The 24,340-nt window shown below is 42.8% G+C and carries 20 protein-coding genes, 1 tRNA gene and 2 pseudogenes; 17 read left to right on the plus strand and 6 right to left on the minus strand.

The genetic code is table 11. The features are described from left to right. Nucleotides 1-282 precede the first annotated feature (282 nt). The 5 genes and pseudogenes from AC0SAP_RS07180 to AC0SAP_RS07200 form a co-directional block, all read left to right on the plus strand. Nucleotides 283-609, plus strand: a pseudogene (locus tag AC0SAP_RS07180) (heteromeric transposase endonuclease subunit TnsA); the annotation flags it as partial. Between the two features lie 69 nt (nt 610-678). Further along, complete coding sequence (locus AC0SAP_RS07185) at nt 679-1,467, plus strand: AadA family aminoglycoside 3''-O-nucleotidyltransferase (protein WP_473383743.1); 789 nt, start codon at nt 679-681, stop codon at nt 1,465-1,467. Nucleotides 1,468-1,870: 403 nt separating this feature from the next. Continuing rightward, nucleotides 1,871-3,126 (plus strand): annotated as a pseudogene (locus AC0SAP_RS07190) (class I SAM-dependent DNA methyltransferase). Beyond that, a complete protein-coding gene (locus tag AC0SAP_RS07195) occupies nt 3,126-3,755 on the plus strand; it encodes a restriction endonuclease subunit S (RefSeq protein ID WP_473383644.1) in 630 nt (209 codons plus the stop codon). Before AC0SAP_RS07190 ends, AC0SAP_RS07195 begins: the two are co-directional and overlap by 1 nt. A gap of 393 nt (nt 3,756-4,148) precedes the next feature. Then, complete coding sequence (locus AC0SAP_RS07200) at nt 4,149-4,802, plus strand: hypothetical protein (RefSeq protein ID WP_473383645.1); 654 nt, start codon at nt 4,149-4,151, stop codon at nt 4,800-4,802. 55 nt (nt 4,803-4,857) lie between these two features. On the opposite strand, the gene AC0SAP_RS07205 is transcribed toward AC0SAP_RS07200, so the two are convergent. Then, nucleotides 4,858-5,586 carry a hypothetical protein gene (locus tag AC0SAP_RS07205; RefSeq protein WP_473383647.1) on the minus strand — a complete coding sequence of 243 codons (729 nt, stop codon included), beginning with the start codon at nt 5,584-5,586 and terminating at the stop codon, nt 4,858-4,860. A gap of 807 nt (nt 5,587-6,393) precedes the next feature. Here AC0SAP_RS07205 and AC0SAP_RS07210 point away from each other — a divergent pair. The 5 genes from AC0SAP_RS07210 (at nt 6,394) to AC0SAP_RS07230 (ending at nt 12,324) form a co-directional block, all read left to right on the plus strand. Further along, entirely contained in the window at nt 6,394-7,902 is a 1,509-nt protein-coding gene (locus AC0SAP_RS07210) for an MBOAT family O-acyltransferase (RefSeq protein ID WP_473383648.1), read from the plus strand. 9 nt (nt 7,903-7,911) lie between these two features. Continuing rightward, a complete protein-coding gene (locus AC0SAP_RS07215) occupies nt 7,912-9,426 on the plus strand; it encodes an SGNH/GDSL hydrolase family protein (RefSeq protein WP_473383649.1) in 1,515 nt (504 codons plus the stop codon). Between the two features lie 208 nt (nt 9,427-9,634). Further along, complete coding sequence (locus AC0SAP_RS07220; protein WP_473383651.1) at nt 9,635-10,831, plus strand: SGNH/GDSL hydrolase family protein; 1,197 nt, start codon at nt 9,635-9,637, stop codon at nt 10,829-10,831. Nucleotides 10,832-11,139: 308 nt separating this feature from the next. Beyond that, the gene (locus AC0SAP_RS07225; protein WP_473383652.1) at nt 11,140-11,556 is read left to right on the plus strand and encodes a hypothetical protein; all 417 of its coding nucleotides are present in this window, start codon (nt 11,140-11,142) and stop codon (nt 11,554-11,556) included. Between the two features lie 87 nt (nt 11,557-11,643). After that, nucleotides 11,644-12,324, plus strand: coding sequence for a PadR family transcriptional regulator (locus AC0SAP_RS07230; RefSeq protein ID WP_473383654.1), 681 nt, complete (start codon nt 11,644-11,646; stop codon nt 12,322-12,324). 125 nt (nt 12,325-12,449) lie between these two features. Here the strand turns inward: AC0SAP_RS07230 and AC0SAP_RS07235 are convergent, their stop codons facing one another. Together AC0SAP_RS07235 and AC0SAP_RS07240 are read right to left on the minus strand one after the other, a co-directional pair. Continuing rightward, complete coding sequence (locus AC0SAP_RS07235; RefSeq protein ID WP_473383655.1) at nt 12,450-12,782, minus strand: hypothetical protein; 333 nt, start codon at nt 12,780-12,782, stop codon at nt 12,450-12,452. Nucleotides 12,783-12,973: 191 nt separating this feature from the next. Beyond that, the gene (locus AC0SAP_RS07240) at nt 12,974-13,378 is read right to left on the minus strand and encodes a type II toxin-antitoxin system HicB family antitoxin (protein WP_473383656.1); all 405 of its coding nucleotides are present in this window, start codon (nt 13,376-13,378) and stop codon (nt 12,974-12,976) included. A 229-nt stretch (nt 13,379-13,607) separates the two neighbouring features. Between AC0SAP_RS07240 and AC0SAP_RS07245 the strand changes: the two genes are divergently transcribed. Then, nucleotides 13,608-14,165: a Panacea domain-containing protein gene (locus AC0SAP_RS07245; RefSeq protein WP_473383658.1), complete on the plus strand. Its 558-nt coding sequence runs from the start codon at nt 13,608-13,610 to the stop codon at nt 14,163-14,165. Nucleotides 14,166-14,611: 446 nt separating this feature from the next. Here the strand turns inward: AC0SAP_RS07245 and AC0SAP_RS07250 are convergent. From AC0SAP_RS07250 to mutS, 3 genes are all read right to left on the minus strand, one after another. After that, nucleotides 14,612-14,695 (minus strand) — tRNA-Leu (locus tag AC0SAP_RS07250). A 143-nt stretch (nt 14,696-14,838) separates the two neighbouring features. Next, on the minus strand, nt 14,839-15,612 hold the full coding sequence (locus AC0SAP_RS07255; protein WP_473383660.1) for an alpha/beta fold hydrolase: 774 nt from the start codon (nt 15,610-15,612) through the stop codon (nt 14,839-14,841). A 78-nt stretch (nt 15,613-15,690) separates the two neighbouring features. Continuing rightward, nucleotides 15,691-18,393 carry a DNA mismatch repair protein MutS gene (gene mutS, locus AC0SAP_RS07260; protein WP_473383661.1) on the minus strand — a complete coding sequence of 901 codons (2,703 nt, stop codon included), beginning with the start codon at nt 18,391-18,393 and terminating at the stop codon, nt 15,691-15,693. A 520-nt stretch (nt 18,394-18,913) separates the two neighbouring features. Here mutS and AC0SAP_RS07265 point away from each other — a divergent pair. The 6 genes from AC0SAP_RS07265 to AC0SAP_RS07290 all read left to right on the plus strand — a co-directional run bounded on the left by AC0SAP_RS07265 (nt 18,914) and on the right by AC0SAP_RS07290 (nt 24,205). Beyond that, nucleotides 18,914-20,488: a TerC family protein gene (locus AC0SAP_RS07265; protein ID WP_473383745.1), complete on the plus strand. Its 1,575-nt coding sequence runs from the start codon at nt 18,914-18,916 to the stop codon at nt 20,486-20,488. Beyond that, complete coding sequence (gene hslO / locus AC0SAP_RS07270; RefSeq protein WP_473383663.1) at nt 20,481-21,377, plus strand: Hsp33 family molecular chaperone HslO; 897 nt, start codon at nt 20,481-20,483, stop codon at nt 21,375-21,377. The genes AC0SAP_RS07265 and hslO overlap by 8 nt, the downstream gene beginning before the upstream one ends. Before the next feature lie 246 nt (nt 21,378-21,623). Beyond that, entirely contained in the window at nt 21,624-21,995 is a 372-nt protein-coding gene (locus AC0SAP_RS07275; protein ID WP_473383664.1) for a beta/alpha barrel domain-containing protein, read from the plus strand. After that, nucleotides 21,962-22,180 carry a hypothetical protein gene (locus AC0SAP_RS07280; RefSeq protein WP_473383746.1) on the plus strand — a complete coding sequence of 73 codons (219 nt, stop codon included), beginning with the start codon at nt 21,962-21,964 and terminating at the stop codon, nt 22,178-22,180. Before AC0SAP_RS07275 ends, AC0SAP_RS07280 begins: the two co-directional genes overlap by 34 nt. A 135-nt stretch (nt 22,181-22,315) precedes the next feature. Next, entirely contained in the window at nt 22,316-22,963 is a 648-nt protein-coding gene (locus AC0SAP_RS07285; RefSeq protein WP_094567780.1) for a UbiX family flavin prenyltransferase, read from the plus strand. 90 nt (nt 22,964-23,053) lie between these two features. Next, nucleotides 23,054-24,205, plus strand: coding sequence for an RDD family protein (locus AC0SAP_RS07290; RefSeq protein WP_473383665.1), 1,152 nt, complete (start codon nt 23,054-23,056; stop codon nt 24,203-24,205). Nucleotides 24,206-24,340: the final 135 nt, after the last annotated feature.

Here is a 24,340-nt window from a genome sequence, read left to right on the forward strand (position 1 = left end):
ACGAAGAAAGACCTCATGAGTCACTGGGAAATTTACCTCCCAGTGAATTTAAAAAACAATTAACCGAAAAAGTCTCTAGTTATGAACTGTGCGCTTGACGGTAAGCTTACGACTACTTTACAAAATAAAGATCTACTCTTGAGTATTTTTTTCAATAAACATGGAAGAAAATTATAGAAATAAATCATGTGTGGACGAGCAATTAAGTTGAGAAACAGACAAAATAGTTGAGAACTTTTAGAGGTCTAGTTATGCTGTGAAAAAGCATACTGGACTTTTATTATGGCTAAAGCAAAATCTTCATTCTCAGAAGTACAAATTGCCCGTTGTATTAAAGAGGGGCGTGGTCAAGGGCATGGTAAGGACTATATTCCATGGTTAACAGTACAAGAAGTCTCTTCAGCAGGTCGTTCCCACCGTATTTACTCTCATAAAATGGGACTAGTTCACCATTTGCTCTCTGATTTAGAACTTGCTGTTTTTCTCAGTCTTGAATGGGAGAGCGGCGTGTTGGGTATACGTGAGCATTTTCCCTTATTACCTAGTGACACCAAGCAGATTGCAATAGATAGTGGCATTAAGCATCCTGCTACTCCGGCTATCGACCAAGGGTAGTCATTCGAAATAAAAGTAGATACCATATTAACCATGACTACTAAACTAGATACCATATTAACCATGACTACTAAACTTCCAGAATCGATAGCAGACCAATTATCCGATACGCTATCAATTTTAGAAAACCATCTTGGTGAAACTATTCAGGCGGTTCATCTGTTTGGTTCTGCAGTTGATGGCGGTTTAAAACCATTTAGTGATATAGACCTGTTGATCACTGTGAGTACTCCTTTAGGCGAATCAACTAGGGTGGCATTGATGTCCGACCTGCTGTTGGTATCAGCTTTTCCAGGCACCGATGCTAAGCGCCGTGCACTTGAGGTGACTATATTGGCACAAAAAGACGTGGTGCCGTGGCGATATCCGGCGAGACGGCAAATGCAATTTGGTGAATGGTTGCGTCACGATATCAATGCAGGTATTTTTGAGCCGGCAATGACGGACCACGACCTAGCTATCTTGTTGACGAAGGTGAGGCTGCATAGCCTAGCTTTGTATGGTCCAGCAGCTCAAGAGTTTTTCGATGAGATTCCTGCTATTGATGTGCAACGTTCACTGCTGGAAACGTTGGCGCTCTGGACTACAGAGGCAGATTGGGAGGGAGATGAAAGAAACATAGTTCTTACCTTAGTACGTATTTGGTACACTGCGATGACCGGAGATATTGCGTCTAAGGATGCCGCTGCTGATTGGGCTCTTCAGCGTCTGCCCAGCGAGAACAAGCACATCGTTATTGCCGCAAGAGATGGGTATCTTGGACTGGGAACAGTCGATCTGGCAGCCTATCCACAAGAGCGGGCGGAACTTCTGAACTACATCCGGTCTAGCGTGACGACGAAGCTGCAATAGCTGAAGCTGTTTAATCGAATAAATGTCCGTTTCGGGTCGTTTGCTGCCGTCCATGTTGACTGGCTACGGTAATCCCCCCACAAAAGCTATTTAGCAGTCTTGGTGAGGTTCAGCTTAGAGCCATTGCTTGGATCTATAACAGCGGGTGACCTAACATCGACTGTGCGGATGCTTCGAGTTACCCTGAGACTTTCTAAAACCCTAGTAGCTTTTGCCGTTGCTTAGCTAGAGTTAGTTCCGAGATCTTCGTGCAGTCCGCAGCGTTAGACTAGAAGGAGTCGTAAGTTTCTGAGTGGCCCGCTAATAAATTGAATAAAAGAATTGAGGGCATTATAAACCATGAGTGTTTTTTAGAGTGCTTTTTCTCATTCTAAGATTGATTTAAAATTTGAGTTGATAAAATATGAAGCAAGAAACAATTGTTCAAAAAATTTGGAGTTTATGTAACATCTTGAGAGGTGATGGGATCACCTATTACTAGTATGTTTATGAGCTTAGTTATCTACTGTTTCTCAAGATTGCGCAGGAAAATGGTTCAGAAAAGCAAATACCTCAAGATTACCGATGGGCTGATCTAGAATCCCATGAAGAGAAAGGATTGTTAGGATTCTATCAGGAGATGCTAACTCATCTAGGTGCAAATGTTGAAAATGAGGTTATAAGAGCAATTTACGCATTTCCTACAACGGCTTTCCCCCATTCTGAAAATTTAAAAGCTGTGATAAATGGAATATCCAAAATTGAATGGCATCGAGTAGGAAAAGATGGGTTTGGTGACCTCTATAGCGGTTTAATTGATAAGAGAGCTCAAGATGCCCGTTCGGGGGCTGGGTAGTACTTTACCCCACGACCTTTAGGTCAACACTATTGTGAGATTAATACAGCCGAGTCTTGGAGAGTTAATTCAAGATCCAGCGACAGGAAGCGGTGGTTTCTTAGTTTCTGCCGATGAGTATATTCGAAAAAACAACTCACGAGAGAAATATAAAATTAATCCTCCTCAATATCAAGGGGTAGAAATAGAAAAAAATACTCGTAGAATTTGCTTAATGAACACCTTTTTGCATAATTTAAATGCAAAAATTATTCATGGTGATGCACTGGCATTTTTTATGCGCATGGAGTTAAAACTAATGTGTTATTTTTCACTAAAGGTTCTGCTAAAAATAAATTTCAAAAGGAAAGTTGTACTGAAAACGTCTGGATATACGATCTACGTACTAATATGCCTATTTTTGGTAAACGTACGCCATTTGGTGATTATGACATTGGCTTTGCGTCAGAAGAGTTAGGTACAGATCAGCACCTTGGTGCGTTCGAGAAAGTGTTTGGTGAGAAAGCTAATGGAACCAGTAAGCGTACCGAAGGTGAGTCTAGTTTTGAAGTACAAGATATTGAAGTGGATGAAAATATCTTAGAGGAAAATCCAGATATAGATGATTGTCTTTTGCATCCTCGTTGGCGGCTGGTTTAGCCGTGAGTGGATTGCTAACGTTAAGGGAGACTCTCTGGATATATTTTGGCTGAAAGATAAAGGTAGTGTCGATACTGCTAATCTGCCAGAGCCAGGGATATTGGCAAGTGAAGTAAAAGAGGAGTTGGAAGCGGGCTTCGAGTGAGTTAGATGGTTTACTGGCGGCACTGGAAGGGGTTAATTGATGAGCAGTGTTGAGTTCCCAAAGGAATGGTGCCTTACAAATTTAGGAATTATAGTTGAATTAAAATACGGAAGGTCCTTAACAGCTTCTAAAAGAGATGGTGGTAAATTTCCGGTATATGGTTCAAACGGTGTTGTTGGGGGTCATTCTGAACTATTAGTAGAAAAAGAAGGGATTATAGTGGTAGTGGGTCGAAAAGGCTCATGTAGAGAGGTGCAATTATCAGATTTTCCGTTCTTTCCAATCGATACAACTTATTATATAGATGAGCTGTTTAGTCAGCCATTAAAATACTGGTTCTATCAACTTAAGTTTTTGCACCTAACAGAGTTGAACAGGTCTACAGCAATACCTGGTTTAAATAGGGAAGATGCATATAGTCAAGATATAGCACTCCCACCTCTAGCTGAACAAAAAGTTATAGCTGACAAGCTCGACATTCTATTAGAACAGGTAGAAAAAACCAAAAGTCGCCTTGAACGCATATCTGAAATACTAAAAACCTTCCGCCAATCTATCCTTGCAGCAGCTGTAACTGGGAAGTTAACGGAGGAGTGTAGGCGTAAGCTTACGTATATAGCTCCTAAATATGAAAATCATGTTTCCTTTACACGAGAAAAAAAGCATTGATTTAATGGCTAAATTCACACAAATTATTAGATAAGCCTTAAAGTACATACAAGTAGAGAACTGTGAATGTTATTAAAATTATATTTTACGGTTCTCTATTTTTGGTTTCACCTTAAAATCATTCCAAAAAAATTCATCAGAATAATTCCTCCCTCCTATCCAATCCTTCAACAAACCATCTCCTGAGTCATTATTTCCACTAATTAAATAGGAATATTTATAAAAATTGAATATTATTGATGAGTTAATTGCTTTGAAAATAATAGAAACTATAAATGCTCTTTGATTTATCATTATCAGAGAGCATTTAATCGCTTTGCGGATCGGTCTTCGGGGTGTTTGATGATCTGATCGAGGGCGGAATAATCATTCTGATAACTAAAGGAGCTGGAGATGTCTAATCTCGTTCATCTTGAATCACAATTTAATACTATTAAAAATGAGATTCCCACTACGGTGAATCTTCGCGCTTATCGTTGTTTGAGTTGGTTGAAGAAGGCGGCGGCTTCGTCGGATGATTTGGATATGCGCTTTATCTCGCTCTGGATCGCCTTTAATGCGATTTATGCCAAGGATCTTACCTTTGTGGAGAGTGATAAGTCGGCATTTCGTCAATTTCTGCATTTTATCAATCAGCGCGCGGGAGAAGAGCTCTATCAGTTAACTTGGGAGAAATTCCCCGAAGATATTCGGATCTTTCTCAATAATCGATATGTCTTCCAACCATTTTGGGATTTTCATAATGGTCATTTTAGTGAAGCGGCATTGAAAGAGGATCTAGAGAAGGAGCGCGAGCAGGTGAAGCGTTCTTTAGAGCAGCAGGATTCGGCCAATCTTTTAGTGATGCTCTTTAACCGAATCTATACTCTGCGCAATCAGGTCTTTCATGGCGGTGCTACTTACAATAGTAAGGCGAATCGTCCGGCATTGAAGAATGCTTGTAATCTTTTAGAGGTCTATACCGAGCTCTTTTTGCAGGTGATTTTAGATAATCCTTGTGAGAAGGAGTGGGGCAGACCTTATTATCCCTACATTACAGAAGCTTAAAGGATTGTGGTGAATCGATAGAGATTCAATACGCACAATACTTATGGAGAAAGCGCTACTGATGAGCGTCTTCCCCGGTTTCGAAGCTTGTTTCGCTACAATCTTGTTGGAGATCTTTGAGCAGAATGAGATCGTAGCCGATCATCACCTTTTCGATCTTATCCGGCGTGAGATGGCGCTCTGCAATTTTGCGATGCTTATAAGGATCACAATTGTATTGGCCATACATCATCCAATCTTCTCCCTCTCTTTCTGCCATATCGGCCGCCCATTGTGACGTCCAGCCGTAAGAGGCTTGGGTGGAACTTGCTAACACTTCAATAAAATTTTCCACGCGAGAACCATTATAGTGCTCATAGATCACCGGGTCGAAGGCATTACCACATGCGATGCCGAAGCAATCTGCAAAGTAGGTGGTCGGTGCCGGCATATCCCCAAATTTGAGGCTATTGGCCGGCCAAGGTGCCGGATTCTCTTCATTGTGGGCGATGAAGTTATTGAGATCAAAGCTACATTTGGGCGAAAGCGTTAGCTCTAAAGCACGGATTGAACCATTGGCGGTGTAGGTGTTGATCCGGCAACCGTTGAGTAGATACTCTTTACCATTATCCCGTGTGACGCGAGCAGGGCCGGTGAAATATTCGAGATAAGCAGTATCTGCACCGATAAAATCAGGGGTAAAGATCTCTTCCACACTGATCTTTTGGGCAAAAGAGGCAGGCGGGAGGAGGAGCAGGGCACTGATAAGAGGAAGAAACGCGAGTCTGAATCTATTTTTTACCATGGTGAAATTTCCTTTACGGAATCGAATAATATCTAAACGTGCTCAGAGCGAGCATGATTTTTGTATCAATACAACTCGATCTCAATCTTCTCTTTAATTTCCACCATCAACAACGACACTTTGAAGTAGACGCAATAAGAGCGCGATACTTTAAAGTGCTGATCGGATAATGTTAAAGGAGATTGGGGCGATATAACCTTTTATAAGACGATCTCTACAAGGATGCTTCCGCCATTTATGAGCGTTTCTCAAAAGGAGAAGGGAAGATCTCAAGTGGATCGTGAAAGGTTATATGATGCTTATCGCTTTAATAGTTACAACCGGCTCAATATAGCACCAAATCTTATACTTTGGCAGAGGGGAAGCAGAGTATTTCTTTATGGTGAGCATTAAAAATTTTATTTCGCTCTTAAGCTCTTTTCTTCTCCTTTTCCTCTCTTTTTTCCTCTCCTTTATGAGCACTTATTTTCAGGTGTGGATTCTTAATTAACTTCCAAAATTAATTCAAAGTTAATTCAAAGTTAATTCAAAGTTAATTCAAAGTTAATTCACAATTTATTCTGGGTCAAGATTTGATAAAGGTTCGATAAAGGCTCGGTAAAGAGGCGATAAAGATGCAATAAACGATTCTGAAAGGATCTTCATTAAAATGATCGCTTAAGCTTGAAACTCCCCGATAAACACGTAGAATAACAGCCTTTGATTGTGTGCGTGCAGCAGAGATTGGGCGTGCTAAAATAAGATGGAATCAGCGGTAGAGCATCCCTCAAACGCTATAATAATTAAAATCGATATGAAGGTTGGATTGTGAGTTATCTGTCTATAGAGTTTGCCGTTGTCTTTATTCTTTTCTTTCTTCTCTATTGGTTATTTAGACGGAGCATTGCGATTCAAAACGGGCTACTATTGGTGGCAAGTTATTGGATTATTGGCCTTTTTACCATCGATTTCGCCCTCATTTTGGCCGGCTATACCACTGTTATCTACCTGCTTTCTACCGGTATTAGTTATGGGCGATCGCCTAAGTTTTGGCTGATTACCGCTGTTGTTGTGGCGATTGGCAACTTAGCACTCTTTAAGTACTTTAACTTTTTTGCGCCCCAATTTGTCTATCGTCTCTCAGAATGGGGGATCGATCTTTCATTGCCGGTGGCGGAGATTATCTTCCCGATCGGAATCTCGTTCTACACTTTCCACTCTATTAGTTATCTTGTATCGCTCTATGAACGTGCCGTCGATCAGCGAGAAAGACCACTCGAAGCCTCATCATGGCGCGGAATGGCACCGATCAGCTTCTTCGATTTTGCGCTCTTTCTTGCCTTCTTCCCCAGTGTGATTGCCGGCCCGATCAATCGTGCGAATCGTTTTCTTCCCCAAATTCAGCGAAGATCACCGCGGGAGATTGTTGGATTTCATCGTGCATTTGCGCTCATTATATTGGCGGTGATTAAGGTCTATTGGCTCAGTAGTTATGTTTCACAAGAATGGGTTAAGCCGGCATTTGATACGCCGCAATCGCTCCATACGGTCGATCTGATCCTCGGTGTCTACGCTTATGCCGTAGAACTCTATCTTAACTTCTCAGGTTATACCAACTTAGTGACGGGGATCGCTATTCTTCTTGGCTTTCAATTGCCGAGAAACTTTAAAGCACCCTATCTTGCCACTAACCTTAAGCACTTTTGGAGCCGTTGGCATATCTCTCTGTCGCGCTGGATTCAAGATTATATCTATATCCCGCTAGGGGGAAGCCGTAAAGGATTGGTGCGGACGCAGATCAATGTGCTTATTGCGATGGTTCTTTCAGGTCTTTGGCATGGCGAGACCTTCAACTTCCTCATCTGGGGCTTGCTCCATGGTGTCGGCGTTCTCTTCTTAAATGTTAAAGATCATTATCAGCAGAAGCGCTTAGTGGCAAAGGGTTTGAGTCGTGCGGAGATTCGTGCTCATTTTAGAGAGAATCGACCGGTAACTTATGGAACCTATTTCAATCGTTTTCTCACCTTCAACTATGTCTGTTTAGGGTGGATCTTCTTCCGCAATATCACCTTCGATGATTCTCTCAATTATCTCTCTTCGCTCTTGACCAATTTTACGTTAGAAGCATTCCCATACCATTCGCTCGGGCTACTTTTGATGATTCTTGCTGTGACGCTCTTCCTCTATCCTATTTTGGTGAAGGTGCCGGCACAATTTGTGCGTCTTAGCCGGAGAGTTCCTTGGTTTTTACTACCGATCCTCTATATCCTTATTTTGTGGGGAGCGATCTATTTAGCGCCATCAGGCATTCCGCAATTTATCTATGCAAGCTTCTAAGGAGTGAATATGAGAGCTAAAGTCGCCTATATCTTAATTATTACCGTTGCCGGTATGCTCTTTCTCTTTAGAGAGTCGGTCAATACCTACTGGATGCAGAGCTATCATCAAGATTCTCCTCTAATGGAGATTGAACGCTGGATCACCGGCAAGAAGCCCGAATTTGTCGATTCTATCGCAGCAGTGGATGAGAAAGTGGGTGAGAACGTAGATGAGAAAGCAGATGCGCGAGAGGAGAGCGATCACGATCTGTTGGCAGGGCAATCTGCCGGTCAGCAAGATTTCGCCAAGCAGGAGATAGTGAAAGAGGTGCCGGAAGAGGTGTCGAAAGAGATGTCGAAAGCAGCGCCGGAAGCAGAGATTTCCGAGGCTGAAGAGGTGCTGGTGATGGGGTTTGTTGGTCCTCAATTTCCGCAACTGCCGGGAGATCGAGAGGTTCGTGCCGGCGATAAGCTCTTTTTTGTGGGCGATTCGATGATGCAAGGTGTTGCACCTAGAATTAAGCAGGCGCTCTATCAGAAAGAGGGGATTGATGGCGTTGATTTGAGTAAGCAGAGTACCGGGCTCTCCTATCCTAATTTCTACAATTGGCCCAAAGTGGTTGAAGAGACGTTAGCAAAAGATAAAGATATTCGGGTGATGGTGGTCTATCTCGGGGCGAATGATCCTTGGGATTTCCCGGTGCCGGGGCGTAAACAATATCTTCGTTTTAAATCGCCAGAGTGGGAGCGCGCTTATCGATCGCGAATTCGTCAACTGCTTCTATCAGCAAAAGAGCATGATATTCCTGTCATCTGGCTCGGTGCGCCCTGTATGCGTAAAGATCAACTTCATCGCGATATGATCTATCTCAATCGACTCTATCAAGAAGAGGTGGAGCGTTTTAATGGACACTATCTCCCTACGAGCGATATTTTAGGATGTAGTGATGCCGGCTATGCCGCACATGTGGTGACCGATAAAGGGCAGCAACGGGTGCGAGCCAATGATGGAATCCACTTTACCGTTGCCGGGCAACGAATGGTGGGGAACCGTGTGATCGATCTTCTCTCCATTAATCCTCAAGAGGCGTTAGATGAAGCGGAAGAGAATCAAGAATTAGTGAATGAATCAGTGAATGAATCAGTCACTGAATCCGCATCTTCAGAAGTGAAAGAAGCGAAAGAAGCGAAGATGGGGAAAGCGGGGAGAGCGCAGGGAGAAGCGGAGAAAAATGGGCGAAATGCCACAACTTCTGCCGCACCAAAAGCAGAAAAATCGACCGTAAAGCCCGCGCAAGGGGATAAAAAGCTCGAAAGTCAGCATATTGCACCGCCATTACAGCTACAGAGTGCGCCGGAAATTGAACTTGAAAGGGAATATTCACCGCGCCGATCGGAGCGATCGATAGACAAGTCGGTAGAGAAGCGGGCAGAGAAAAAGAGGGAGAAAAGTGTTGAGAAGCCTCTTAAGAGCGAGGGGACAACACCGGAAGTGCTCTTATGGGAATGGGCGGATGGATCGCCTATTGAGCCTACCGAGTAATCTATTTCACCGATAGAAGTGAAGAATTTAGTACGCTAAATGTTAAAAGGTTTAAAATCGGTGAGTGAACAGCGCTACGAGATATTGATAGCAGACCTTTAAACAGCATTTGAAGTCTATTGAAAAGATATTTAAAAGATATTCAGAAGATCGACAAAAGATGTTTAAGGGATGTTTAAAAGATGTTTAAGAAAGGTTTAAACTAAGAATGAAACAATTACAAAACTGGGCACTCGGTGCCCTAATGATGATCATTATTGCTGGGTGTAGTAGTGCCGGCATTGGTGATTATCGCCGAGAGATTGGCCCCGGGATTACCAATTACGGTGAGGCGAATCTCTCTCTATTACAGCAGAAAGTTTCGCGTCTTGCTGCCGGCGGTCATGAGGTATTATCGGTCACACAATTTGGGGATTCCCACTCGGCGGCAGATTTCTTCACCGGTGAGCTTCGGACACAATTACAAGCACGCTTTGGAAATGCCGGTATCGGTTGGGTAACACCGATGGATGTAAGAGGTCAACGTCATGCAGAGGTGACTTGGCGCTCACAAAATTGGCAGCTGATCAATAGCCGAACTGATGATCATCCCGCTTATCCGATGGGTGGCTATGTAGCGCGCTCTACTAAGGCCGGCGGTTATATCGATCTCTTACCGCGCAATAGTATGAGCCCTCATGAATCGTGGAATATTCGTATGGTTGTGCGTGAAGAGGTACCGGAATCGCTCTCTCTCTATAGTACTTTTGGACGGACCAATATCACCTTACCGCTGAAAAGTAATAGTTGGCAGATCGTAAAGATGAAGGGCGCATTACCCTTTAAGTTAGTTGCCGGCGAGAAAGGGATCGAAGTGGGTGGATTTTGGCTACAGCGAGTGAATCGTCCCGGCGCGATTGTCTCTTCCATCGCGACCAATGGTGCGCAGCTTTCAATCTGGAATCGTTGGTCACCTGAATGGACAGCAGAGCTTGCGGCAACAGAGAGTGATCTTGTGATTTTAGAGTATGGTACAAATGAAGCCTTTAATGATCGACTCGATAAGGATCTCTATCGTCAAAATTTAGTGGCGAGTATTCGTAAAATACGTCAGCGTCTTCCCAATGCCGTGATCTTAATGGTCGGACCGGGCGATGCGCTATTACGTGATGCTTCCGGTAAATGTGTCGATCGTCAGCCTCCATCTTATAAGATCGTTAAAGCGGTGCAGAAGTCTGTAGCGCGCTCAGAACATACGCTCTATTGGGATTGGCAGATGGCGATGGGTGGTAAGTGCAGTATCGATCAATGGGAAGCAGAATCCCTTGCCGGCCGTGATAAAGTTCATCTCACCGGCGCGGGCTATCGTCTCAGTGCGAAGATGCTCTATAAAGATCTTATGCAGCTCTTAAATGTACGTCATTAATCGAAGCTAAAGTTCGAAAGTCAATATGATAGAAGCCTCTCTACTCCTCAAGGATAGAGAGGTTTTTTTATGGTTGTTTTATATTGTTGTTTTATATCAAAACAAAATAGGCTGATGAGGTGCCGGTCCTCACTATCGCACGTTTCTAGAAATTCCGCGCCGGTAGTAGGCATCAAAGATGCCAAATAGAGACATGCAATGGGCGGGCATGCAGAGGTAAAAAGAGGGAAATAGTCGGCTCCCGCCGCTCCATGAATTGTCTTAAGGATCTTCTTCTGAAGAATCAATCATCAAAAGAAAAGAGGCCGATGAGTTGCCGGTCCTCACTATCGCACGCTTCCAGAAATTCCGCGCCGGCAAGAGGCATCAAAGATGCCAAAAGGCGGGCATGCACCGGTGAAAAGAAGAAAATAGTCGGCTCCCGCCGCTCCATGAATCGTCTTAAGGATCTTCTTCTGAAGAATCAATCATCAAAAGAAAAGAGGCCGATGAGGTGCCGGTCCTCACTATCGCATCCTTCCAAAAATTGTATGCCGGCAATAGGCGATTTTCTATCGTCAATAATCGTTACTTTAATGATATTGTCTCGGCATCGAAGATGCCAAATAGAGACATGCAATGGGCGGGCATGCAGAGGTGAAAAGAGGGAAATAGTCGGCTCCCGCCGCTCCATGAATCGTCTTAAGGATCTTCTTCTGAAGAATCAATCATCAAAACTATTTTAAAAAGCGATTTACATATCTCAAGATATATCTTAAGATATAAACATCAACTATATCTTACGATATAAAATCATCAACAAGAAGGAGTCTATGATGAGAGAATTATCAAGAATGCAATATGATCTATTAGCTTGTGGAGATTGCTCTGCAAGAGGCCATCAGCGCGGAAGAGGTGCCGGTAGAAGAGGGCGCCATCATTTTTCAGAACATTGCCGTAGAGATGATCGTTTTGAAATGGGCGGTCGCGGTGGCGGACGAAGAAGAGAAGGGGGGCGCGGTCATGGTCGCTTTGGTGGCGGAAGACGCATCAGTAGTGAAGAGCTACAGCTACTGGTCTTAATGCTTCTTTCAGAGCAATCACTTCACGGTTATCAGATTATTAAAGAGCTAGAAGAGCGCTCAAAGGGCTTCTACAAACCGAGCCCCGGCATGATCTATCCTCTTTTAGCATATCTAGAAGAGAGTGAGCTAGCTGAGGTAACGATGGATGGCTCTAAAAAAGAGTTCTCCCTTACGAAAAAGGGTAAAGAGGAGATTAGTGAAAAGCTTGATGAGGCAGAAGTGCTCTTCTCTTGGCTCAAAGCACAAGGAGAGCTGATCAATGCGATGGAGCAAGCATATGCGGTAGAACAAAGAAGCGCAGAATCCCCCCATCGAGCAAAACTCAAAGAACTCCGCCTACTCTTAAAAGAGAATCAAAATGCCGAGCATGAGGCCGAGATCAATTCGATTTTAGAAGAGGCGATCGCTAAAATTAAAGCACTACTTTAAGTTATTTTAAGTTTCTTAAGTGCCGAAAAATATTTTAAAAAAAAGAGAAGGAAGCTCTAAGGCTTCCTTTTCATCTTCTCGATCTTTCTCAATTCCCTCAATTATCTTTCCAATTATCTCCCAAATTATCTTCCAAATGAAGCTAAAAGCAGTAGGGGATGAATCGTAGGGGCTTTCAATAAATCGCCGGCATCATCCTTCAGAAAGAGCGTGAGCCGATGCTCTGTAGAGACCATCTTTAACGCATCAATCATCGCGATCGATTCTGTGGCAATAACACGAGCGATATCATCAATGGTTCGATTGAGCAATGCAAGATCCATCTTCTGATCGATAGATACTACCGTTTCAGGGCTTTTGTAGACCTTTCCCTCATAGTCATATTCTGTCTGAATCGAGAGCGTTGCTTTCCCTTCTTTCAGCATGTCGAGATCGGCGGAATCAATATAGTGATGCATATCTTTCCTTCTAAATTAAATTATCTAAAAATGAGATTACTAAAATCATTACCAATTTTAAATTGTTACTTAATGAGTTTATAAGGTATATAGGTAGTTATCGAGTTATTTAATTCCGATTAATTTTTGGGGTATCGATTCAAGTTGAAGGTTGGTTTATGGGAGATTTATGGGCATCTATGGGCTATCGATTAAGTATTCTGCTCAATATACTTCTTAGCCGCTTTAGCTAGAAAGCTCGAACGAGTATCAGGATGCAAAGTGGTATAGCGATCGACCTCTCTAATTAGGTACTTCGGCCAACTAACATTGAAGCGCTCAGGTTTAAGCGTATAAGAAGAGGTATCAATATCAACAGAGATCAGATCCGCCCCTTGATAATCAGGATGTGCCTTAATCTCATCTAATGTGAAGTGTTTAAATTCAGGTTCAAGACCATCTTCAAGAATCCCTGTAAGATGAAATTCGATCGCTTCTTTTGCGTTCGATACAGCTTCTTCTAGTGTATCTCCATAAGAAAAAACACCCGCTAAGGAGGGGATAGTCACTCCATAGGCGCTATTTTCATCTTTATGAATGACTAAGTGAAATAACATCGTTTTCTCCTGTGTAAGATTATATTTAGCATTTGAAGATTAAGTTAGATACCAACTGCTCTTATACAGAATTTTTCTTGTAAGCTTTATGTGACATCTCTTAACTATAGTAGATTATCTGAAGAAGTATCAGTGTTTGGAGTCGTGATGAGTGAAGAGAATGTATACTATAATTAGAGATTCTTATAGATAGATTACTATAGACTATAGAGATTATGGGCGATTTGTCGTGAAAGATAGAGGTAATAAGATGATTTCTTCTAAATTTGATGAACTAAAGGCTTTAGAGGTTATTTTATATGTCTCCTCAAAAGTGGAGTGGATGTATCATGTTGGAAAAATTATCTATTTTGCCAACAGGTATCATCTAGAAGATTATGGACGATTTGTTGTAAATGATGAGATTATCGCAATGAAAAATGGTCCGGTATTATCTTCGATATATGACATGATTAAGCTCGCTAGAAACGGTAAAAATAGTTATAAACAGTTTAAAAATCAAGATGAAATTTTGCATAGTTTGCTATATATCAAAGGAAACTCACCGATAGAGCCCGATAGGCTGATTCCCAAGCGACCCGCTAACTTAGAGTATCTTAGCCAAAGCGATATCACTGCTTTAGATTGTGCTATAGAAAAAATAAAGGATCTCTCATTTACGGAGTTAGAGGCTTTTAGCCATGATGACTTATACCATACTGCCAGATTGAATGATGAGATCTCGATTGAAGATGTTATTCGTTATTCTAAAAATCCAAAAGAGTTATCGGAGTATTTAGCAGGTTAAGTAAATGGCGCCATTTAGTAGTCTCTTATCAGATAAAAAGAAAGAGGGGAAACTAAGGCCGGGTGTAGTGACATATTATTATTGTCCCGTTACAACTCCTCCTAAATATAAGTATCAAGTTATTTGTAATATAGATCCATTATTAGTACTTTTGATAAATTCACGTATCCATGAATTTATAGCAAATAGGCCTGAGTTATTAAGGTGTCAAGTAGGACTAAAGAGCGAAGATTATGATATTTTTAAAATATGATTCGCACTTAAATTTGTGTTCTTATGAGTTTTGATTGCTATATTTTTTCTATCAGGATAATGATGATAGAAACCATTAGTTTTGGCCTGTGTTTTTAGGGGGAGTTTTTTTGGAGTAATAGTCCCTTTTATATCCCCTAAAACAAAAAAGAAGCTTGCAATCTATTGATATGCAAGCTTCTTTTTATTAAAAATGGTACCGAAGAAGAGACTCGAACTCTTACGCCTTTCGGCAAGGGATTTTGAATCCCTCATGTCTACCATTCCATCACTTCGGCGCTATTAAGAGGGCTATTTTAGAACCTTGAGACCTTTTTTGTCAATGAAAATTTTTACTTTTCTTAAAGAGAATGATCATAATCTTTATCTTATCATTATTCTTGTTATTATCTTATTTTGCACTCTTAGTTCATGATGATTCTTACGCCCGATCCAAAAAGGTTAAAATTGCTTTTACGACAAGATCTGTCTTCTGTGCGTGAACCCAATGCCCGGCGCCGGCGATAATAACGGCGGTTGCATTGGGGAGTTGGGCTTCTACTTCTGCTTGATACTCTTTTTGCACATAGTTGGAATCACCCCCGATGATAAAGAGGACTTTGCCGGACCATGTGGGAATTGTTTTCCAGCCGGAAACCTCTTCATATTGTTTGTCGATCACCGGCACATTGAAGCGAAATGCACCATTTCTGAAGGATTTGAGGAGAAATTGGATCACAAAATCCCCTTCGGAGATATACTCCTTCATCAGCTCAGCCGCTTCCCGGCGATCGGTAATGCCACTTGCTTCTACCGCTTTAAGTGCTGCTAAGATATCTTCATGCCGGCGTTCTTGATAATCGACCGGCGCGACATCAATCACAACCATCTTTTCCACGCGATTAGGAATTAACTTCGTGACGGTCATCACCGCTTTTCCGCCCATTGAGTGACCGATAAGAATGACTCTATCGATCTCAAGATGATCGAGCAGGGTGACGATATCTTGTGCCATAAGATCATAATTCATCTCATCGCTATGGAAGGATTCGCCATGATTGCGCGCATCGATCTGAATGACCGTATATTCCTCTAATCCACGGGCAATCATTCCAAGATTATTCATATCCCCAAAGAGGCCATGCATGATCAGAATCGGTGTTTCATGCTTCTTCACTTCTGGTTGAGTGATTTTATAGTTGAGTAGTTGTGTCATTATCTTCTCTTTGTTACTGATTGTTTTGTAATAGGTCGATTTGATGTATTAACCTGATCCTCAATATCACTTTTCATATTAAGAGCGCAACTTCTTTTGCCATTGATAGATCAGATCGAGTGCCATTCTCGGCGTTAAATCATTAGGATCGAGATTTTTGATCTCCTCTTCAACTTCAGAGGGAATTGTTTCCATAAAGAGAGGAAGCTCCGTTTGTGGGCTCTCATATTGTGGAGCGCTCTTCTTCGTCTGTGATGGGGCTTTATTGAGCTTCTGCGCGTTGTCGCTTGTGCTGCTTGAAGAGATTTGTTCTTGGTTGACCTCTCTATCTGCATCTTCTACTTTTTGATGTCTTTGAGTCGCAGCTTGGAAGCTCTCTTCTAATTCTGCCAATTTTGCTTTTGCCGCATTGATCACTACTTTTGGTACGCCGGCAAGGGCGGCAACTTGTAAGCCGTAGCTCTTTGAAGCGGCACCTGGTTTAACCTCATGCATAAAGATAATCTCATCTTTATACTCCACTGCATCGAGATGGAGATTGCGCACCGTTGGATAGAGCTCTTCCAATTCTGTCATCTCAAAGTAGTGGGTGGCAAAGATGGTCATCGCTTTTGCTTTTTCGGTTAGGTAGACCGCGCTACTCCAGGCAAGGGAGAGTCCATCGAGTGTTGAAGTACCGCGCCCAACTTCATCCATTAAGACAAGGCTCTGCGCCGTTGCGGCATTGAGGATAGTGGCGGTCTCTGTCATCTCTACCATAAAAGTCGATTGCTCTGAGTTGAGATCATCCTGCGCACCGATACGGGTAAAGATGCGATCGATCGGGCCGAGCTCAACGCGTTCTGCCGGTACAAAGCAACCGATATGTGCGAGCAGTACAATGAGTGCTGTCTGGCGCATATAGGTCGATTTACCCCCCATATTAGGACCTGTCACAATCAACATATTGGATTCTGGATTGATGGTGAGATCATTGGGAATAAAGGGGCGCGATAATGTTCGCTCAACAATCGGATGGCGCCCTTTAACAATTTCGATCCCTAATTTTTTATTAAATTGTGGACGGCACCAATTGTAGCGATTCTTCAATTTTCCTAAGGTGATAAAGATATCGATATGGGAAAGCGCATCACTTAAGAGACGGAGCTCTGTCTGATAGGGCTCTATCTCATTGAGAAGCTGATCCCAAAGCGCTTTTTCGAGGGCTAAGGAACGCTCTTTAGCAGAGAGAATCTTATTCTCAAACTCCTTGAGCTCCGGGTAGATATAGCGTTCAACATCTTTTAATGTCTGCCGGCGCACATATTCTGCCGGCACCTTATCAGAATGAGCTTTGGAGACCTCAATGTAGTAGCCATGAACACGGTTGTAACCCACTTTTAAGGTAGGGATATTGAGGCGCTCGCGCTCTTCTGTCTCCAGATTGAGTAGGTATTGATCCCCTTTGGTGCTGAGATTTAAGAGTTCATCAAGATCGCTATTGTAACCCTCCCGGATAACACCGCCATCTCGAATTAAGAGAGGCGGTTCATCGACGACGGCGCGCTCTAGTAGATCACAGAGTTCAGCTTGAGGCTTGAGCCAATCGAGCCAGAGAGGATCGATTTTTGTAATCTCCTCATTATTGGCGACCGCTTCTACAATCTGTGGTGTATTTTGTAAGATCTTGCGAAGCTGAGTAAGATCGCGGGGGCGCGCGGTTTTTAAGACAATACGGGTAACAAGGCGCTCAAGATCACCAATCTCTGCCAATGCTTCTAAAATCGTCTGATGCTCTCTCTCTGCCTCTAATGCTTCAATTAGATCGAGACGCTGATTGAGGACTTGATGGTCTCTCAATGGGCGATTGAGCCAACGGGAGAGAAGGCGTGATCCCATCGGCGTTTGACACTCATCGAGTAGCGCGCGGACGGTATGATGTGTTTCGCCATAAAGGGTGCGTTCAATTTCGAGATTACGGCGCGTTGTCATATCGAGAATCACCGCATCATCGATCGACTCGAGGGTAATCTGATCGATATAATTTAAAGGATCTTTCTGCGTCTCTTTCACATAGGTGAGAAGGGCGCCGGCAACTTGAGTGCCTAGATCATGATCTGCAATTGAGAATCCCTGTAAGCTCTGAGTTCTAAAGTGTTCGCAGAGCAGAGTATAGTTGCGCGCTTGATCAAAATGCCAATCGGGATAGGGGGTAAAGTGGCAGAGGCTACGGATCTTCCCGGGAATGGTTAATGATTCTCGCACAACAATTTCTGAAGGTTTAATGCGAAGAAGTTCTGCTGTCATCGCCTCTGTTGAAAGCGGGGGCATCACGGCAAATTCAGCTGCCGCAAGATTGATCCATGCGATGAGCCACTGATCTTCCACTTGATCGAGGGCGACAGTGATACTCTCATTTTTAGCATCTAAGAGATAATCATCGGTGAGGGTTCCCGGCGTTAAAATCCGTACGACATCCCGTTCAACCGGCCCTTTCCCCGTCACTTCACCTACTTGTTCGCAGATCGCTACCGATTCTCCCTGTTTGAGAAGACGTGCAAGGTAGCTCTCAGAGGAGTGATGGGGAATTCCCGCCATAGGAATCGGCGCGCCGGCAGAATTACCACGCTGTGTTAGGGTGATATCGAGGAGCCTTGCTGCTTTTTTAGCATCATCATAGAAGAGCTCGTAGAAATCTCCTAAGCGATAGAAGAGTAACATGTTGGGATAACGCTCTTTAATCTCCCAATATTGCTGCATCATCGGGGTGTGTGCTTTTAGATCTTGCTTTCTCTCTGTCATTCGTTTTTGCTTTTTGTTATCAAAAGTAGGGTTCCATAGGAGGATCAATTATCGATCGAATCATCCATTCAATCATCTACTCAATCATCTATCGAATCACTCATTGAATCATTCACTAAATGATCTATGAAATAATCTATGAAATGATCTATTAGAAATCATCGGTATCAATCATCGATATCAACCAACGATATCAACCATCGATATCAATCACCGATATAAGTTATCTATAGAGTCATCTATAAATTGAACGTTAAAATCGTAGGGAAATGGTCTGAAGAATCATGATTAAATCAGATTGCCCTTATTAAGTTTTTTAAAAATGGTGTAAAATAAATCGCATTATCTGTTATCTTGCGACTATATTGTAACCTCTCTCAAAATCTAAAGTGGATTGAGTAGACTTGAATTTATAGTCGTCTAGATACCATATACTCTTTATGTCATATATTCTGTATGCCATATACTTTGTAGACCATATATTCTTAGAATTCTTAGAAGGAGAATCATGGAAGTATTTTTGGGGTCGTTGATTGATCCATCAGTGTGGGTATCGCTCGTTATCCTTCTGTTATTAGAGGTGATATTAGGGATTGATAACCTAATTTTTATTGCTATTCTTGCCAATAAACTTCCACCCCAACAGCGTAACAGAGCCCGTGTGATCGGTCTCTCCTTAGCCTTAATAATGCGCATCATTCTGCTCTCTATTATGAGCTGGTTAATTACGCTAACAGAGCCTCTCTTTGTTGATCCCATCTTCCATCATCCCTTCTCATTTAGGGATATTATAATGGTCTTGGGTGGATTTTTCTTGATTCAAAAAGCCACACGAGAACTTCATGAGCGAATTGAAGGGGAGATTGAGCTAAGTAATCGCTCTAAAACCTATGCAAAATTTTGGCCCATTGTTCTGCAGATTATTGTGCTTGATGCGGTCTTCTCCTTTGATGCGGTAATTACGGCAACAAGTATTGCCAATTACCTCTGGGTGATGATTTTAGCGGTCACCATCTCTATGGGAATGATGATCTTTGCTGCAAAAGCCTTAACGATCTTTGTCCATAAGCATCCAACGATTGTGGTGCTCTGTTTAAGCTTCCTCTTGATGATCGGTTTAACCTTAGTGGTAGAAGGTTTTGGCTTTGAAGTACCGAAAGGGTATATCTATGCCGCGATCGGCTTCTCTCTCTTTATTGAGTTGATCAATCAGTGGATCAATCGTAAGCAAGAGAGCGCTAATAATCAATACTCTCGCCGAGAGCGTACCGCTAATCTTGTGCTTCGTCTTTTAGGTAATCAGCCAGAAGAGTCCGATGAAGAGGATAGTGAAGAGAAGAAAGATGAAGAGACTCCAATCCTCTTTGGTGAGGATGAGCGCAACATGGTCAGTGGTGTCTTAACTTTAGGGGAGAGAACGATCCGCTCTATTATGACGCCTAGAAATGAGATCTCCTGGATCAATATTCAAGATTCTAAAGAGCGCCTTCTTGAAAGCATGAATGAGAATCCCCATAATCAATTTCCGATCTGTGATGGCACCTTAGATAATGTTAAAGGGGTTGCACGATCGAAAGATATTGTAATGGATCTTATTGAACATGGTCGCATCCAAGAAGAATCGATTAAGCATGTGATCTTCTCCCATCGCTCAACAAGCGTCTTGAAGATGATGGATATCTTCCGGGAGAGTAAAGCGCACCTTGTTGTCGTAACCGATGATTTTGGTGGTGTTCAAGGGGTTATTACACTATTGGATGTCTTTGAAGCAATTGCCGGAGAGTTCCCTGATGAAGATGAGGGGCTCTCAATTGAAAAGGTCTCCAATGATGAGTGGAATATCGATGCAGGCTGCGATCTATTACTGGTAGAGCAGACACTCAATATTCGCGGTCTTGTTGATGAAGATGGTGATTACAGCTCATTGGGAGGCTTGATGGTGGATCAATTCGATAGCCTTCCTGAAAAGGGCGATTCTCTAGATATCGAAGGTTTCCGTTTTGCGGTGACAGATGTAGATGATAAGCGAATCTTAATGGTCAATGTAAAGCGGCTTGAAGAGAGCAGTGACAATATAGAGGAAGAGCATGATTAATAATAGAGAGAAGAGTGTGGATCATTTAGATCGTTTTATCTTTGATAAATTACCGATTCGGGGTGAGCGCGTCTTGTTAGAGCATACTTGGCGCGAGCATCTCGTCCGTCGTCACTATCCTAAGAATGTTGAAAAGTTATTGGGTGAGTTGATCGCAACCACAGCGCTTTTAGGGGCATCGATCAAGATTGAAGGTCGATTAACGGTACAGATCGAAGGGAATGGTCCTGTCAGTCTCTTAGTGGTTCAAGTCAATCATCTTCATGGTCTGCGCGCAACGGCTAAAATCGATGGCGATGTTGAAGGGTTAACAACCTTAAAAGAGCTCTGCGGTGATGGAAGAGTGGTGATTACAATCGATGCTCCCCACTTTAAACAGCCCTATCAAGGGATAATCTCTCTGACTGAGGAGAGTATCGCAAAAGCGATCGAATATTACTTTGAGACATCTGAACAGTTACCAACACGTCTCTTCTTAACAACAGGTCCTAAAGCGGCGGGCGGATTGATGATTCAACGCCTTCCAGGAGAGATTCATAATGAAGATCTCTTCAATCGTGCCATTATGCTCGCAGAGACGGCAACAGAAGAGGAGTTATTAACGCTCTCAACAGAAGAGTTACTCTATCGCCTTTATGAGACTGATGAAGAGCTTGCTGTCCGTCTTTTTGAGCCAGAGCAGTTCCATTTTGAGTGTAATTGTTCAAAAGAGCGCTCGTTGACGATGCTCTACCATTTAGGTGAGAGTGAATTGCGGGAGCTTTTAGAAGAGCAATCAGGAAGTGTCTATGTCGATTGCGGTTTCTGCGGTAAGCGTTATCTCTTTAGTGAGAATGATATCGATTTCTCACTCTGTACGCCGGAGGAGCAGCAGAAGTTAGATGCTTAAAAGAGCAATGTTTGGCATCAAATTGAGATCAAATTGGCATCAAATTTAGATTGAAATTTAGATTGAAATTTAGATTAAACTTGCATCCGATTTAGATCAAATTGACATCAAACTTCTATCTAATTGATTGAAGCAAAAATGATGAATCAAAATTTATCAATAGTGAGAGCGTTCTGTGAAGCATCATAGAGCGCTTTTTTATAAGAGAGCTGGTGAAGAGAGCTGGTGAAGAGAGAGGAGCAGCCTATGTTTGTAACAACGGCCGCGATAGAGCGTCTTATTGAAGAAGATATTCCCTATATCGATCTAACATCTGAGCTGTTAGGGATTGATCAGGCACCGGCAGAGATCCGCTATATTACACGGATGGATGGGGTTGTTGCCGGTACAGAGATTGTGGCAAAGCTCTGTCGTCATCTCGATATTGAGCTTCTCTCTATGAAGCGTTCCGGCACAAGGATTGTCGCTGGTGATGAGCTTCTTAAAGCAAGAGGGAGTGGTGCAAATATTCACACACTTTGGAAGGTGGGGCAAAATATTCTCGATTATAGCTCCGGCGTTGCGACGATGGGCGTTGTGATATTATTCAATTTGATAAGCTCTCTGTTGAGGCGCTAAAAGAGGCTGTTGCGGAGTTGCATATCCATTATCCCGATCTCCATATTTTAGCTGCAGGTGGTATTAATGGGAGTAATATTGAGCAATATTGTCAGACAGGGGTGAATGGTATCGTTACAACAGCCCCCTATTATGCTAAAGCCCTCGATATTAAGGTGGAGATCGAGTGTGAAGCATCAAAATAACGCTTCAGAGTTGTTCTTTGAAGGTATTCTTTGAAGCCATTTTATGTGATTTTATACAATTTTATCTATCGAGTTTTATCTATCGAGTTTTTATCAAATTATAATCTTAAGAATCAGGAAGGGAAGCGTCTAAAAATGGGTGATCGTTACTATAAAGCCCCGGAGAAACCTTATCGAGAGCGAGATCGCGTGACCGTAGCGCTCTCAGGTGCATCGGGTGCGCAATATGGATTGCGTCTGATTGAGGTCTTAGTACAATCGGGTTATCCCGTCAATGTTCTCTTAACACAGGCGGCATTGATGGTCCTTGCATTGGAGATGGATATTCACCTCGGCAGTAGAGGGGCGGAGCAGAAGCAGCGCTTGATGCAGCGATTTTCGATCACTGATCCTGACTTGATTCAGCTCTATAGTGAAAAGGAGTGGACAGCGCCCTTAGCTTCCGGCTCAAATACCTCTTATGCTATGGTGATCTGCCCTTGTTCGATGGGGATGTTAGCGGCAGTTGCTTCGGGGCAATCGAATAATCTGATCGAAAGAGCGGCAGATGTGATGATTAAAGAGCGTAGAAACTTAATGTTAGTGGTGAGGGAAGCCCCCTTTAATCAGATTCATTTAGAGAATATGTTGCGCTTAAGTCAGATGAATGTGCAGATTATGCCGGCAAATCCAGGGTTTTATCACAGACCCCAATCGGTTGAAGATATTATCGACTTTATGGTGGCGCGTATTTTAGATCAGCTCGATATACCCCATCAATTGATGGCACGTTGGGGAGAGTAGAGCACTTTAAAACCTTATTGGAAGGTGTGTTAAAATGACACAGATAAAATTACACAGACAAAGTTACACAGATAAGATTGGAAAAGATCAATGAGTAATAGAGAGAAGAGTAGAAAGTATCAGGTTCGCTTTACAGGCGAACTATTACCGGGATTTGCGAAAGAGCAGGTCATTTTAGCGATTGCAAAAGCATACAACGTCGCACCCGAAGAGATCTCTAAATGGTTTGTTCCTGGTGGCGTTACCTTAAGGGAGGAGGCTTCCGCAGAAGAGGTGGCTCAGCTTGAGGGATTCTTCCAAGCGCAAGGGTTGCGTCTAGAGATTGTCGATCTCTCTATTGGTGATCGTGCTACTGACGTTGAACGCCCCAAACTCGATGAGAGCGCTGTACATGAAGCTTCCGTGAACGATCAATCAACAGCAGCAGATTCTGACACTCCCCACACTCGTCAAACGGATCACGTCTCTGAAGAGAGATCTTCTTCACAAGAGATGGAGGTTGCAGATTCATCGAGTCATCAGGCGGCGCAAGGCAGTCAGGATGATCTTCGTCGGCAAGAGGAGAGTGGTGAAGAGCATCGAAATTCTCAGCAACAGGGGATCCCGCAACTTAATCTGAATGATTTGAGTAAAGAGAATATTGAGAAGATGTTCGCGCAAGTGAAAGCGATGTTGATTCCTCCCTCCCTTGCAGGTTTTATGCCGGCAAGATTAGGGCGAAGAACATTAGCATTTATTCTCGATTACCTTATTATCTCCTTTCTCTCTTTTGTTGTGATCTATCTATTAGGGATGCTCAATCTTATCGATATTACCCCTTTTCAGGAGTATTTCAACCTAGCAAAAGGGCATCTCTCTGTTGAAGATCTGATGGCGAATCCCGAACTTCAGCCGGTTATACAGGAGATGATGTCAACGCTCTCTATCTGGGTGGGCCTCACCTTTGTTCTCTACTTTATTCTGCTAGAGAAGCTCTATGGCGCATCGCTAGGTAAGCGACTCTTCAATATGCGTGTCTATAGCTTAAGAACGGGTGGATTGATGAGTTGGAATATCGCGATCTTTAGAACAATGCTCTTCTATATCGGCATCAACTTCTTGACGGCAATTCCGATCATTGGTGGCATTCTCTTTCTGCTTACGCTTCTCTGGGCAACTAGAGATCCGCTCTTTAGAAGAACTCTCTACGATCTCTTTGCCGGAACCATTGTAGGATCTCTCCCTCAAGAGGAGCGTCGTTAATCTCTATATTTCACAAAAATCGCTCTGAGAGGGAGTAATCGGATGAAAAATAGGGTAATATTTAGTAATTGTGCGTTGATGTGAGATGCAGCGCACATCGCTATTACTTTGCCATCTTAATTTAGTAGGAAGTCA

The sequence above is a fragment of the Ignatzschineria sp. PL_is040 genome, assembly GCF_055813795.1.